Annotated in this window: 1 protein-coding gene; it reads left to right on the plus strand. The window is 48.6% G+C overall.

What is annotated here, in order from left to right; translation table 11 throughout:
• The first annotated feature begins 389 nt into the window (after positions 1–389).
• Positions 390–596 (plus strand): PAS domain-containing protein, encoded by a 207-nt coding sequence (locus tag PG887_RS22570; protein ID WP_223954967.1) that lies wholly within the window; start codon positions 390–392, stop codon positions 594–596.
• Positions 597–656 lie beyond the last annotated feature (60 nt).

A 656-nucleotide genomic window follows, 5' to 3' on the forward strand; every position in this document is an offset into this window, starting at 1 on the left:
GCAGCCTGTCAAGGTATTCGAAGAGTACTGTCAGGCGGCATAGGCGAGTGTCGCACTTCGAAGTTGAATTCGCGTTTCACTGTGCCCATATAAGACTCATTGAATCCCCATATAGGCCACATGGCGCGCCACTGGGTTCATATGAAGGCGATATATAGAATAGTCAGTGCCAAAAGAGGCGCCTTCATGCCAATATTCCCTGGGGCCAGGGCGGCCCAGGAGATAAATAACCCTTGTACGAGACCCCACAATTAAAAAGCCATTTATCAACATTGAAAAATAAAAAGTTAATTTGAGTTCGATGACGACTCATCAGGACGCAATGCTATTGTTAATTTACTCAGATTTGGTCGTTATCCCATTCAAGGGTCTCATGGAGGAGCGCTGTCATGTTCTGGAATCAAAAAGCAAGCAAGGAAGCCAGTGAGCAAGCGGCAAGGGTGGTGGAACTGGGGGCATTTGAACAGGCTATCCAGTTGCAGGTCCCCTTCGTCCAGTTCACCCCGGCGGGAGTGGTCACCTTCGCCAACGCGCTGTTTCTCAAGATCGTGGGATTTGAACGTGACGAGGTGATCGGCAAGGGAAGGTGCGAATAAGCGGGGAAATTCTTCTCGGCTGACTCAGTCATTTCATTTCTTCATGTTTTAGCCGATTTT

Source organism: Aeromonas sp. QDB14, from assembly GCF_027707845.1.
Lineage (GTDB): Bacteria > Pseudomonadota > Gammaproteobacteria > Enterobacterales > Aeromonadaceae > Aeromonas > Aeromonas caviae.

Bases quoted from the DNA above. Each gene is read 5' to 3' on its own strand.
- PG887_RS22570 (WP_223954967.1), top strand. From the start codon at position 390: ATGTTCTGGAATCAAAAAGCAAGCAAGGAAGCCAGTGAGCAAGCGGCA.